Here is a 12,769-nt window from a genome sequence, read left to right on the forward strand (position 1 = left end):
ACCGGGCGCGCCGGGAGGCGGCCCGTCGTCCACAGGGTCGGCGCAGGCGGGCCGTGGCGCCCCGGGGCCCGGCGTCCGGCATCCGGCGTCCGGCGGAGCGTGGCTCTGCCGCCCGCGCCGTCCGGACGTCGACCGGTGGTGGGCGCACGAAGGGCGCCGTCCGTCCGGACGGCGCCCCCGATGCGGTGCTGCGTGACTCGGCGCGTCAGGCCTTGCCGAGGATGCGGTTGAGCTTGGTGCCGCACACGGGGCACGTGGCCTTCGCCATGCGACGGCCCGACTCGGAGACGACGACCTCGCCCTCCGCCTCGCGCTTCTCCTTGCACTTCACGCAGTAGAACTCGCCGGAGTAGGTGTCGGCCATGTGGTCCTCCCTCGGTGTCGAGCACCGGACCGAGGACGGTGCCGGCGGCCGGCCGCGGTCCGTGCGGATGCGCCCGAGCGTCGTCCACAGTAGCGGCGGCGACCCCTCGCGGGCCCGTGATCACGCGGGACGCGCCGCAGGACGGGGGGTGAAGAGCGGGACGGCGGGGGTCCGGAGGGCTAGCGTGCAGGTGTGCAACCCACGTACGACCTCTCGCAGGTCGAGGTCCGCCGTTCGCGCAGGCGCGCGCGCACGGTGACCGCGTGGCGCGAGGGGGACCGGACGATCGTCGCGATCCCGGCACGGTTCACGCGTGCGCAGGAGCACGAGTGGGTGCGGCGCATGCTGACCCGGCTCGCCGCGCAGGAGCGGCGTCGTCGGCCGTCCGACGAGGAGCTCGCGGCGCGCGCCGCGGACCTCTCGGCGCGGTACCTGGGCGGGCGGGCGCAGCCGACGAGCGTCGCGTGGTCGACGAACCAGGGCCGGCGCTGGGGCTCGTGCACGCCCAGCGAGGGGACGATCCGCCTGTCCGACCGGATGCGCGGGATGCCGCGGTGGGTCGTCGACTACGTGCTGCTGCACGAGCTCGCGCACCTGCTGCACGCGGGGCACGGCCCCGAGTTCTGGGCCGAGCTCGAGTCGTACCCGCGCACGCAGCGGGCCCGCGGGTTCCTCGAGGGCGTCGCGTACGCGGCGGACCGCAACGGCGCGGCCGACGACCCGCCCGGCGGGACCTCGGGTGGCGCGGTCGACGACGAGGACCCGGCCGTGGACGGGCCGGACGCGGTCGTCGCCCTCGACGAGCTCGAACCCGCCTGACCGAGGGTCCGGCCCCGACCGCGCCTCTGCCGCCCTGACCGCGCCCGGACGTCCCGCGCCGACGGTGCCGGTGCGATCGGGTCGGACGGGACCGAGCGGGGCCGTCAGCCCGCCGGCGGCTCCTGCGGGTCCTCGCCGAGGATCTGCGCGAGCGCCCGGTCGACCTCGGCGGTCTCGTCGACGGCCTCGGCGCGGCGGCGCCCGTACCCGGCCGGGTCGTCGAGGTCCTGCGTCGTCGGGAGCAGGTCGGGGTGGTCCCACACCGCGTCGCGACCGGCCGGGCCTGCGTCGCGCGCGATCTGCGCCCACAGCGCGGCGGCGTCGCGCAGGCGGCGCGGGCGCAGCTCGAGGCCCACGAGGTTCGCGAACGTCTGCTCCGCGGGGCCGCCCGCGGCACGACGGCGGCGGACCATCTCCCGCAGTGCGACCGTGTGCGGCAGGTGCGCGATCGCGGCGGCCGCGCTCACCTCGTCGACCCAGCCCTCGACGAGGGCCAGCGCCGTCTCGAGGCGCTCGAGCGCGGCCTTCTGCTCGGGCGTGGTGTGCGGCGCGAACACGCCGCCGGACAGCGCGGCCTGCAGCGCGGCGGCGTCGGTCGGGTCGATCGAGCGGACCGCCTCCTCGAGCTGGTCGACGTCGATCCGGATGCCGCGCGCGTACGCCTCGACGGTCGCGAGCAGGTGCGCCCGCAGCCACGGCACGTGCGTGAACAGGCGCGTCGCGGCGGCCTCACGGAGCGCGAGGAACAGGCGGACCTCCTCGCGCGGCGCGTCCAGGCCCTCGGCGAACGCGTCGACGTTGGCCGGCACGAGCGCCGGGGCGGGGCTGTCGAGCAGCGGCAGGCCGATGTCGGTCGTCCCGAACGCCTCGCGGGCGAGCGTGCCGGCGCCCTGGCCGACCTGCATCCCGAACACCGCCGAGCCGAGCTGGCGCAGCAGGAGCGACGGGTCCAGCCCGCCGGGGAGCGCGTCGGCCGCGTCCTCCGGCAGGCTCGAGCCGAGGGCGTCGACGAGGGCCGCCGACAGCGAGCCGGCGACCGGCTCGGTGAGCGTGCGCCACGTCGGGAGCGTCGCCTCGACCCACTCCGCCCGGCTCCACGCGTGCGGCGTGCCCGTCGACGGCGGCAGGTCGGTGACCGCGTCGAGCCACAGCTCCGCGACCGACAGCGCCTCGAGGACCTCGCGCGAGCGCGCGGGGCTCAGCGAGGGGTCGCCGCCGAGCGACGCCTGCTGGCGGGCCAGGTCGTGCGCCATCCGCCAGTTCACGGGCTCGTCGCCGGACGCCGCCAGCATGCGGCGGATCTGGGCGACCGCCTGCTCGAGCATGCGGGGGTCGGTGGGCAGGCCGGACGCGGCGGCCATCGCGGACGGGTCGAAGCCGCGGGCGCGCATCTCGCGGATCGCCTCGTCGGCGCCGTCGCCCAGCATGGCGCGCAGCATCTGCTCCCAGGCCGGGTTCTCGGGTCCGTCGGGCCCGGGCACGGCGGGGTTGTCGGGGCTCACGGGGACCTCCTGCGACGATGGGGCCGGGCTGCGAACCACGGTAACCACGCAGCGCAGGAACGAGGGACGGTGGGCGGGCAGGTTCGCTCAGGGCGCACGGGCGCCCCGGCTCCGGACGGTCGGCGCCACGAGGACGACGTCGTCGTGCTCGGGGGCGGGCCCGTCGCGGACGCGCTGTGCGCGGCGTGGCCGACGGCACGCCTGGTCGACGAGCTGCCCGAGCACGACCCGCACGAGGCGCTGGGCAGCCCGGACGTCGTGCTGGTGGTTGCGCACCGCGGCGACCTGGGGGCGGCCGACGGGCCGGCGGCGCGGGACCGGCAGGCGAGCGCGGTGGCCCGGGCGCAGCGCGCGCTCGCGGCGGCGCGCTCGGCCGGGGCCCGGCACGTCGTCGTCGTCGGGTCGGCGGCCGTGCACGGGGCGTGGCGCGACCGCCCGGTCATCCACGACGCCGACCCGGTGGCGCGCGGTGCCGACGCGCCGCACGACGGGCTCGTCGGCGAGCTCGTCGCGGTCGAGGCGGTGCTGGCCCGCGCCGGGCGCCGGCGGTCGCCGCTGCTCACGGTGCTGCGGCCCGCGGCGCTCGCCGGTGCGGGCGTGGACACGTTCGTGACGCGGCACTTCGAGGCGCCGCGGCTGCTCACCGTGCGGGGTGCGGTGCGGCAGTGGCAGTTCGCGCACGTCGAGGACGTCGCGTCGGCCGCGCGGTTCGCCGTCGAGCACGGCCTGACCGGTGCGCTCACGGTCGGTTCCACCGACGTGCTCTCGCCGTCGCAGGTCGAGGCCGCGGCCGGCATGCGGCGGGTCGAGCTCGCGGCGACGACCGCGTTCGGCACCGCCGAGCGGCTGCACCGCGTCGGGGTGCTGCCCGCGCCGGCGTCGGAGCTGGCGTTCGTCGTCTACCCGTGGACCGTCGCCTCCGACCGGCTGCTCGCGGCGGGCTGGACGCCCCGCTGGTCGAGCGTCGAGTGCCTCGACGTGCTGCTCGAGGGCGTGCAGGGGCGGGTCGCGGTCGCGGGCCGGCGCGTCGGGTCGCGGGACGCCGCGGCCCTCGGTGCGGCCGGCGCCGCGGTCGCGCTCATCGGGACGGCCGCCGTGTGGCGGCAGGCGCGCGCACGACGCGGTCGGTGACGCACAGCCGGGTAGGGGATGATCGGTCGGTGCTCGACGCCCCCGACCCGTCGTCCGACGACGTCCTGCCGGAGCCGCGCCCGCTCGCGCCGCGCTCGATGACGCTCACCGCCGCCATGCTCGGCACCGCGACGCTCCTCGCGGTGCTCGTGCTGCTGCCGACCCCGTACGCGGTGAACAGCCCGGGGCCGACCCGGGACGTGCTCGGCGAGCTCGACGGCACGCCGATGATCCAGGTGTCCGGGGCGGAGACGTTCGACTCGACCGGCGAGCTGCGCCTGACCACGGTCTCCAGCACGGGCGGGCCCGGCTACCCGACGAGCATCCTCGGCGCCCTGACGGGCTGGTTCGAGGCGTCGTCCGTCGTCCTGCCGGTCGAGCAGGTCTACCCGCCCGACGTGTCGCAGGAGCAGCTCGACGAGTCCAACGAGGCCGAGATGGTGTCCTCGCAGGAGGACGCGACGGTCGCAGCCCTGACCGAGCTGGGCTACGAGGTGCCGGCGACGCTGCTCGTGGCGGGCACGGTCGAGGGCACCGACGCCGAGGGCAAGCTCGAGGAGAACGACGTCCTGGTCGCGTTCGACGGGACGCCGCTGCCCGACTACCAGACGCTCGTCGACGACCTGGCCGACGTCGAGCCCGGTCAGACCGTCACGCTCACCGTGCGCCGGCACGGGCAGCCGGTCGACGTGCCGGTCGTCACCACGGAGCGCGAGGGCGGGGGCGCGCAGATCGGCGTGCTCATCGACCCGACGTTCGACATGCCCGTCGACGTGACGATCAGCATCGACGACATCGGCGGGCCGAGCGCAGGGACCATGTTCGCGCTCGGGATCGTCGACAAGCTCACCGCGGCCGACGAGGCCGACGGCGAGCACATCGCCGGCACGGGGACGATGGACGTCACCGGCGAGGTCGGGCCGATCGGCGGGATCCGGCAGAAGCTCGCGGGGGCGCGGCGGGACGGGGCCGCCTGGTTCCTGGCGCCCGCGGCCAACTGCGACGAGGTCGTCGGGCACGTGCCGGACGGCCTGCGCGTGGTGCGCGTCGCGACCCTGCACGAGGCGCGCGAGGCGATGGAGGCGATCGGGGCGGGCGAGGCCGGCGACCTGCCGACGTGCACGGCCGACGCGGGCACCGCGAGCCCGTCGGAGGGCTGACGCGCAGGCCGGCACGCGGACGTGCGGGCGGCAGGCGGGCTGCTCGGACCGGCCGACGTGCCGGCCCGAGGGCGTGCGCGCCCGCCGGGCGCTACTCCAGCGTCGAGCGCAGGGCCGCGACGAGGCCGGGCACGAGGTCCGGTCCCTGGCCGACCTGGTCGTCCGCGTCGTGCTCCCGCGTGCGCACCGCGCACCACGACGGCCCGTCGCGCAGCACGCCCACGGCCAGCCGCACGTCGGCGCGGTCCGGGTGGGACATGAGGTAGGCGAGCGCGGCGTCCGCGTCGGCGGGCATCTCGGCCTCGGCCGCGGGCGGCAGCACGACGCGCTCGACGGTCACGGCGACGCCGTCGACGGCGTCCGGCCACGACAGCCCGGCGAGCAGCGACTCCAGGTCCGGGGCCGACGGCAGCCCCTCCTGCTCGACGGACGTGAGGTGCCACGCGTCGGCCTGCGCCGCGGCGAGCACGTCGGCCGCGAGCTGGTCGGCCAGACCCGGCTCGGTCGCGAGCGCGGCCTGCGTCCTGACCAGGGCGAAGACCCGGACCGGCCCGTCCCAGCCGGCGGCGGCGACGTGGTGCTCGACCTCGCGGACCGCGTCCGCGAGAGCCTGCTGTCCGGGGTGCGGGGCGGTGGAGGGCTGGGTCACCGGACCATCGTCGCACCCGTGTGGGAACCTGGGCCTCGAGCAGCACGTTCACACCGCGAGCGGTCGTGCGCGTGCACGAGCCGCCGGCCACGGCGCACACCGTGGTCGACCCGCCCGACGACGACGAGGACGCCTCCGTGACCTTCGCCAGCCCGCCCCGCCCACGACCAGCCGGCCGCCGCCGGCGCGGAGCGCTCGCCCCGACGCTCGTCGTCCTCGGCGTGCTCGTCGTCCTCGTCCTGGTCATGGCGCAGGTGTGGACCGAGGTCCTGTGGTTCGACCAGCTCGGCTACCTGCAGGTGCTCGGCACCGAGTGGGGCACGCGCGCCGTCCTGTTCGTGCTCGGGTTCCTCGTGATGGCGGGCGCCGTCGCAGGCAGCCTGTCCTTCGGGTACCGGTCGCGGCCCGTCTACGCGCCCTCGACGCCCGAGCAGGCGAACCTCGACCAGTACCGCGAGGCGATCGAGCCGCTGCGCCGGCTCGTCATGGTCGTCGGGCCCGCGGTGCTCGGCCTGTTCGCCGGTGCCGCCGCGTCGCAGCAGTGGGCGACCGTGCAGCTGTGGATGCACGGGCAGGAGGTCGGCGAGAAGGACCCGCAGTACGGGATCGACCTCGGGTTCTACCTGTTCACGCTGCCGGGCCTGCGGTTCGTCGTCTCGTTCCTCATGGCGGTGACGATCCTCGCGGCGATCGCCGGCATCGCGACGCAGTACCTGTACGGCGGCCTGCGGGTCGGCGGCGGCCGGGGGAGCGGGCCGCGCACCACCCGCGCGGCGCGCGTGCACCTGTCGGTCATCGGCGCCGTGCTCATGCTGCTCATCGCGGCGAGCTACTGGCTGGACCGCTACTCGATCCTCACGAAGGCCGGCGAGAAGTTCCACGGCGCGGCGTTCACCGACGTGCACGCCGTCATCCCGTCGAAGGCGATCCTCGCGGGCATCGCGATCTTCGTCGCCGTGACGTTCCTCGTCACGGCCGTGCGCGGCAACTGGCGGCTGCCCGCCATCGGCGTCGGCCTCATGGTCATCGCGGCGATCGCGGTCGGCGGCATCTACCCGGCCGTCGTCCAGCGCTTCCAGGTCCAGCCGAACCAGCAGGACCGCGAGGCGCCCTACATCCAGCGCAACATCGACGCGACGCTCGCCGCCTACGGGCTCGAGGACGTGCAGACGTCGGAGTACAACGCCAAGGTCACCACCGAGGCGGGCGCGCTGCGGGCCGACGCGGACACGACCGCGTCGGTGCGTCTGCTCGACCCGCAGGTCGTCAGCCCGTCGTTCAAGCAGCTGCAGCAGATCCGCGGCTTCTACCACTTCCCCGACTCGCTGTCGGTTGACCGGTACGAGGTCGAGGGGGAGAGCCGCGACACGGTCATCGCGGTCCGCGAGCTCGACCTCGACGGGCTCGACGACCAGCAGCGCAACTGGACCAACGACACCACCGTGTACACGCACGGCTTCGGCGTCGTCGCCGCCTACGGCAACACGACCGCCGGCCGGGGCGCCCCCGACTTCTGGGAGGGCGGCATCCCGTCGCGCGGCTCGATGGGCGAGTACGAGCCGCGGATCTACTTCAGCCCGCAGGCGCCGACGTACTCGATCGTCGGTGCGCCCAGCGGCGACGGGTGGGAGTTCGACTACCCGTCCGACGACGCCGCGGGCCAGGAGCTCACGCGCTTCCCGACCCAGGACGTGTCCGCCGGTCCGAGCATCGGCAACCCGTGGAACAAGCTGCTGTACGCGCTGAAGTTCGGCGACGAGCAGCTCGTGTTCTCCAACCGCGTCACCGACGTCTCGCAGATCCTCTACGACCGCAACCCGCGCGACCGCGTCGCCAAGGTGGCCCCGTACCTGACGCTCGACGGGCGCGTGTACCCGGCGGTCGTCGACGGGCGCGTCAAGTGGATCGTCGACGGTTACACGACGTCCGACCAGTACCCGTACTCGGCCGGCCGGTCGCTCGAGAGCGCCACGCGGGACGCGCTGACCGAGACGACCGAGACCATCCAGGCCCTGCAGCCCAAGACCGTGAACTACATCCGCAACTCGGTGAAGGCCACGGTCGACGCGTACGACGGCTCGGTCGACCTGTACGCGTGGGACCCCGAGGACCCGGTGCTCGCCGCCTGGTCCGAGGTGTTCCCGACCTCGCTGCAGCCGCTGTCCGAGATCAGCGGCCCGCTCATGAGCCACCTGCGCTACCCCGAGGACCTGTTCAAGGTGCAGCGTGCCCTGCTCACGCGCTACCACGTCGAGGACGCGAACCAGTTCTTCTCCGGCAACGACTTCTGGGCCAACCCGGTCGACCCGACGCACCCGAACGTCAACGTCGCGCAGCCGCCGTACTACCTGACGCTGCGGATGCCCGACCAGGAGCAGGCACGGTTCTCGCTCATGTCGACGTTCATCCCGGGCGGCTCGGGGGCGCGTGAGGTCCTCACGGGCTACCTCGCGGTCGACGCCGAGGCGGGCAGCGAGGCCGGCAAGCCGTCCGAGGACTACGGCAAGCTGCGCCTGCTGGAGCTGCCACGCGACTCGACCGTGCCCGGCCCCGGCCAGGTGAACAACAACTTCAACGCCGACCCGACGGTGTCGAACGAGCTCAACATCCTGGCGCGCGGCGACTCCCAGGTGGTCCGCGGCAACCTGCTGACGCTGCCCGTCGGCGGCGGTCTGCTCTACGTGCAGCCCGTGTACGTGCAGGCCGCCTCCGGCACCGCGTTCCCGCTGCTGCAGCGCGTGCTCGTCGCGTTCGGCGACTCCATCGGGTTCTCCGACACCCTCGACGGCGCGCTGGACCAGGTGTTCGGCGGCGACTCCGGGGCGGACGCCGGTGACGCCGGCACGTCGCCCGGCGAGGGGGAGACCCCCGCCCCCGGCGAGCCGACCCCGGCACCCACCGACGGGGCCACCGAGTCCCCGACCGACGGCGTGCCGCCGGACCAGGCGACCGCGCGTGCGTCCCTCGACCGGGCGCTCCAGCAGGCCCGGCAGGCGCTGCAGGAGAGCCAGGCCGCGCTGCAGACCGGTGACTTCGCCGCCTACGGCGAGGCCCAGGACCGGCTCACGCAGGCCGTCGAGGACGCCGTCAAGGCCGAGGCCGACCTGGAGGCCGCGGGCGGCTGAGCCCACCGCAACGGTCGGCGGGCCGGGTGACCACGGGAACCCGTGGCGCCCGGCCCGCGGCCGTGACGAGGACCACTCGTCTGCCGCGCGTGCCCCTGACCTGGGCGGTCGCGGCGCGTCGGCGGCCCGGCGAGCCGGGTGGGACGTTCGCCGATTTGGTCTGGTCCGGCGGGTGACGTAAGGTAATCAAGCCGACGCGGGGTGGAGCAGCTCGGTAGCTCGCTGGGCTCATAACCCAGAGGTCGCAGGTTCAAATCCTGCCCCCGCTACAAGAAGACGAAGGCCCGGACCAGACGGTCCGGGCCTTCGTCGTTCGCGCTATGGTCTGGAGCCGCCCGTCTGCACGCGAGCGCGACGGGGGCTCGCCGCGTGCTGCTCCGCGACCGGCCGAGCTGGCGGTCGACGGCAGGACCCGACCCCCGAGGTCAGGCGGGCGACGGAGTCGCCGGTGCGCTGACGGCGGTGCAGGTGGCGACCTAGGTCCTATCCCCGTTCGGTTGCCCCGGCCGATCGATCCGGCGCAGGGTGCTCACGGAGGGTGCCCCGAGCGAGACAGGGGGCTCCGTGATGGAGGCTGCGCCGAGACGGGTACCGATCGTGTCCTGGTTCCACGACCGGGGGGTGAACGCGCGGGTCGTGACGGCGGTCGTCGTCGCGGTCCTCGTCGGCGTGACCGTCGGGGCGCTCGGGGTCTCCGCGCTCGCGTCGACGAACGCCGCGACCACCCGGATGTACGAGAAGAACTTCGCCGGCCTCGAGCACGCCGCCGTGATGCGGCGCGCGATGATCCAGATGCGCCTGTCCGTCGCGAACCACGCGATCACGGCCGACGAGGCGGGCAAGCGGGCCGTCGAGGACACGATCGCCGCCAGCGAGGACGAGGTGCGGGCCGCGGTCGAGGACTACCGCCAGATCCCCATGACGCCCGAGCAGGAGGAGATGCTGGCCGCGTTCACCGCGGGGCTCGACGAGTACGTCGGGATCCGGGACGACGAGCTGCTGCCGCTCAGCCGCCGCAACGCCGTCGCGGAGTTCACGGCCGCGCGCGACGAGCTGGCACAGCCGTCGATCGACGCGATGACCGAGGCCGCCACCGGCCTCGTGGAGTCCGAGAAGGAGGGCGCGCGCGATGCGGCGGCGACCGCGGCGCGTGACTACCGCGCGAGCCGGCTGCAGGTCGTCGCGCTCCTGGTGCTCGGGTCGCTCGTCGCGCTCGGGCTCGGGCTCGCGGTGTCGCGCGGGATCGTGCGCGGGCTGGACCACGTGCGGCGGGTCACGGACGCGCTCGAGGCGGGCGACCTCACCGTGACCGCGGGGCTGACGTCGCGCGACGAGGTCGGTCGGATGGGTGCCTCCCTCGACGCGGCCGTGGGCGTGCTGCGCGGCATGGTCGGCACCATCGAGGAGTCGTCGACGTCGCTGGCGTCGGCCGCCGAGCAGATGTCGGCGACCACGTCGCAGATCGCGTCCACGGCGCAGGAGTCGTCGGCGCAGGCCGGTGCCGTCTCGGCCGCCGCCGAGCAGGTCTCCCGCAACGTCCAGACGGTCGCGGCGGGCTCGGAGCAGATGGGCGCCTCCATCAAGGAGATCTCGCTCAACGCGACGCGCGCCGCCGACGTCGCCCAGCAGGCCGTGGCGAGCGTCGCGACCACCGGCGACGCCATGGGGCGCCTCGGTGAGTCGAGCAAGGAGATCGGCAACGTCGTCAAGCTCATCACGTCGATCGCCGCCCAGACGAACCTGCTGGCCCTCAACGCGACCATCGAGGCGGCGCGCGCCGGCGAGGCGGGCAAGGGCTTCGCGGTCGTCGCCGGCGAGGTCAAGGAGCTGGCGACCGAGACCGCCAAGGCGACCGAGGACATCGCGCGTCGCGTCGAGGCGATCCAGGAGGACGCCGACGGCGCCGTCGCGGCGATCCACGAGATCGACGAGGTCATCCGGGCGATCAGCGGCTACCAGCTGACCATCGCGTCCGCGGTGGAGGAGCAGACGTCCACGACGTCGGAGATGAGCCGCAACGTCGTCGAGGCCGCGACCGGGTCCGGCGAGATCGCGGCCACCATCGCCGGCGTGGCGGACGCGGCCGAGCTCACCACGCAGGGGGTCACGCAGTCGCAGGACGCCGTCGCGCAGCTCGCGCGCATGTCGACCTCGCTGCAGGCGCTCGTCGGACGGTTCACCGTCTGACGTCCCGAGGGTGTCGCCGGGCGCACCGTGACGGGTGCGCCCGGCAACCACCTCGGCGAACGGGCGCTTCTGCGCAGGACCACCCGGCGGGTCCCGTCACACGTCCGGTGCGCGAGCCGATCAGGAGGCTGCCGGGAAGACACCCCCGGTGCCGTCGCGACCGAGGAGGCCCCCCGCCATGCCCGCCAGCACCCACCCGCGCGCCCGTGTCGTCGCGGACCGTTCGATCCGCACCAAGATCCTCGGCCTCGTGGGCGTCCTCACCGCCGTGCTCGTCCTCGTGGGCGGGTACGGGATCGTCGTGCTGTCGTCGCTGGCCGACGAGGCCGTCGAGGACTCGCGGGCGGTCGAGGAGGTCACGACCGGGCTGGCGACGCTGACGAACGCGCTGTGGACCGTCCGCATCACCGTGACGAGCGTCCCCGCGTACCCCGCGGCGGCCGACAAGCAGAAGCAGTACGACGCGGTGCAGGCGGCCTACGGCGCGTTCGACACCGAGGCCGACGCGTTCGCGGACGTGTTCCGCACCACGTACGGCGACCTGCCGCCCGAGTGGGACGAGTTCCTCGCCGTCTACGGCGAGTACCGCGCCGGTGTCGACGCCAAGGTCCTGCCGCCCGCCATGGCGGACGACCGTGAGACGTGGGCCCAGGAGCGAGGGGCGATGGCGGACGTCGGGGCCGCGCTCGTCGAGTCGCTCGCCGCGCTGGGCACGCACGTCGACGAGGCCGTCGTCGAGCGGCAGCAGCAGGCCGAGGCGGAGGCGGCTCGCGCACGCCTGACGATGACCGCCGTCGCGGGCGCCGGCATCGTCGTGGCCGTCGCGCTCGGCCTGGTGCTCGCGGCGAGCGTGCGGCGTGCGGTGCAGGACGTGCGGCGCAGCGTCGACGCGCTCGCGGGCGGCGACCTGACGGTCGCCACCACCGTGAGCTCCGGCGACGAGATCGGCGAGATGGCGTCGGCCCTCACGCGGGCGCAGGACGCGCTGCGCAGCACCCTGGCCGGCGTCAACGAGGCGTCGAGCACGGTCGCGGCGGCCTCCGAGCAGATGTCGGCCGCAGGCGCCCAGGTGGCCGCCGGGGCGGAGGAGACGTCGGCGCAGGCGGGTGTCGTCGCGGCGGCGGCCGACCAGGTCAGCCGGAACGTCCAGGTCATCGCCGCGGGTGCCGAGGAGATGGGCGCGTCCATCCGCGCGATCGCGGAGAACGCCAACGACGCCGCGAAGGTCGCGGAGCAGGCCACGACGGTCGCCGCACGCACGAACGACACCGTCGCGAAGCTCGGCACGAGCTCGCGCGAGATCGGTGACGTCGTCAAGGTCATCACGTCGATCGCGGCCCAGACCAACCTCCTCGCGCTCAACGCGACGATCGAGGCGGCGCGTGCCGGGGAGGCAGGCAAGGGGTTCGCCGTCGTGGCCGGCGAGGTGAAGGACCTCGCGCAGGAGACGGCGAACGCGACGGACGACATCGCCCGGCGCGTCGAGGCGATCCAGGCGGACACCGAGGACGCCGTCGCGGCGATCGGGCAGATCGCGGACATCGTCGCGCAGATCAACGACTACCAGCTGACGATCGCGTCCGCGGTCGAGGAGCAGACGGCGACGACGAACGAGATGTCCCGCGGCGTGGTCGAGGTGGCCTCGGGCGCCACGGAGATCGCGGCGAACATCACGGGCGTGGCGACCGCCGCGCAGTCCACGACCGAGGTGCTCAGCCAGATGGAGTCCTCGATCCGCGAGCTGTCGGGGATGGCGCAGGACCTGCAGACGCGCGTCGCGGCGTTCACGTACTGATCCGCCCGCGGCCGGGTCCCGGCGGGACGTAGGTCCC

At 74.8% G+C, this 12,769-nt stretch carries 9 protein-coding genes and 1 tRNA gene; 7 read left to right on the forward strand and 3 right to left on the reverse strand.

Annotated features, from left to right (window positions below; all coding sequences use genetic code 11):
* Positions 1-205: 205 nt before the first annotated feature.
* The gene (locus tag CELF_RS20610) at positions 206-364 is read right to left on the reverse strand and encodes a DUF5679 domain-containing protein (protein ID WP_013770336.1); all 159 of its coding nucleotides are present in this window, start codon (positions 362-364) and stop codon (positions 206-208) included.
* Positions 365-556: 192 nt separating this feature from the next.
* Here CELF_RS20610 and CELF_RS05915 point away from each other — a divergent pair, with 192 nt between their 5' ends.
* A complete protein-coding gene (locus CELF_RS05915) occupies positions 557-1,183 on the forward strand; it encodes a M48 metallopeptidase family protein (protein ID WP_013770337.1) in 627 nt (208 codons plus the stop codon).
* Positions 1,184-1,287: 104 nt separating this feature from the next.
* Here CELF_RS05915 and CELF_RS05920 read toward each other — a convergent pair whose 3' ends face one another.
* Entirely contained in the window at positions 1,288-2,685 is a 1,398-nt protein-coding gene (locus CELF_RS05920) for a zinc-dependent metalloprotease (RefSeq protein ID WP_013770338.1), read from the reverse strand.
* A gap of 69 nt (positions 2,686-2,754) precedes the next feature.
* On the opposite strand from CELF_RS05920, the gene CELF_RS05925 reads away from it, so the two are divergent.
* Positions 2,755-3,816 (forward strand): NAD-dependent epimerase/dehydratase family protein, encoded by a 1,062-nt coding sequence (locus CELF_RS05925; RefSeq protein WP_083835694.1) that lies wholly within the window; start codon positions 2,755-2,757, stop codon positions 3,814-3,816.
* Between the two features lie 29 nt (positions 3,817-3,845).
* Positions 3,846-4,976 carry a YlbL family protein gene (locus tag CELF_RS05930; RefSeq protein WP_013770340.1) on the forward strand — a complete coding sequence of 377 codons (1,131 nt, stop codon included), beginning with the start codon at positions 3,846-3,848 and terminating at the stop codon, positions 4,974-4,976.
* Positions 4,977-5,067: 91 nt separating this feature from the next.
* Here the strand turns inward: CELF_RS05930 and CELF_RS05935 are convergent, their stop codons facing one another.
* Positions 5,068-5,625 (reverse strand): PPA1309 family protein, encoded by a 558-nt coding sequence (locus CELF_RS05935; protein WP_013770341.1) that lies wholly within the window; start codon positions 5,623-5,625, stop codon positions 5,068-5,070.
* Between the two features lie 137 nt (positions 5,626-5,762).
* Here CELF_RS05935 and CELF_RS05940 point away from each other — a divergent pair, with 137 nt between their 5' ends.
* From CELF_RS05940 to CELF_RS05955, 4 genes are all read left to right on the forward strand, one after another.
* Positions 5,763-8,750, forward strand: a complete 2,988-nt coding sequence (locus tag CELF_RS05940; RefSeq protein WP_041553875.1) for a UPF0182 family membrane protein — start codon at positions 5,763-5,765, stop codon at positions 8,748-8,750.
* A gap of 195 nt (positions 8,751-8,945) precedes the next feature.
* Positions 8,946-9,019: transfer RNA gene (locus tag CELF_RS05945), tRNA-Met, on the forward strand.
* Between the two features lie 352 nt (positions 9,020-9,371).
* A complete protein-coding gene (locus CELF_RS05950) occupies positions 9,372-10,937 on the forward strand; it encodes a methyl-accepting chemotaxis protein (RefSeq protein ID WP_232014311.1) in 1,566 nt (521 codons plus the stop codon).
* A gap of 178 nt (positions 10,938-11,115) precedes the next feature.
* Entirely contained in the window at positions 11,116-12,732 is a 1,617-nt protein-coding gene (locus tag CELF_RS05955; protein WP_013770344.1) for a methyl-accepting chemotaxis protein, read from the forward strand.
* Positions 12,733-12,769 lie beyond the last annotated feature (37 nt).

The organism is Cellulomonas fimi ATCC 484, assembly GCF_000212695.1.
Taxonomy (GTDB): Bacteria; Actinomycetota; Actinomycetes; order Actinomycetales; family Cellulomonadaceae; genus Cellulomonas; species Cellulomonas fimi.

What these genes read in the sequence shown, in the direction of transcription:
- CELF_RS20610 (WP_013770336.1), bottom strand. Translation starts at nt 364, where the DNA reads ATGGCCGACACCTACTCCGGCGAGTTCTACTGCGTGAAGTGCAAGGAG.
- CELF_RS05955 (WP_013770344.1), top strand. Translation starts at nt 11,116, where the DNA reads ATGCCCGCCAGCACCCACCCGCGCGCCCGTGTCGTCGCGGACCGTTCG.